Consider the following 258-nt stretch of genomic DNA (forward strand, 5'->3'; position numbering starts at 1 on the left):
TTGATATGCCAGCGGAGGCGAATGATGTTGCTACCGAAACACCGGTAAAATCAGCTGAAGCAAAAGCGGATGACGATATCGATGCATTGTTAGCAGAGTTTGATATGCCTGCAGAGCCAGTTGATGTGGCTGCCGAAACACCGGTAAAATCAGCTGAAGCAAACGCGGAAGAGGACCTTGATTTATTACTATCAGAGCCTGATTCGGAACAAACTGATGTTGATGCTCCTACTGCAACGGACGAAGATATAGATCAAC

1 protein-coding gene is annotated in these 258 nt (G+C 46.1%); it reads left to right on the plus strand.

Annotated elements, in window-relative coordinates; genetic code table 11:
• A partial coding sequence (locus tag AAEZ00_RS21625) for a hypothetical protein (RefSeq protein WP_351090021.1) occupies positions 1-258 on the plus strand: 258 nt, incomplete at both ends.

The organism is Shewanella sp. S1-49-MNA-CIBAN-0167, assembly GCF_040310145.1.
GTDB classification, from domain to species: domain Bacteria; phylum Pseudomonadota; class Gammaproteobacteria; order Enterobacterales; family Shewanellaceae; genus Shewanella; species Shewanella psychromarinicola.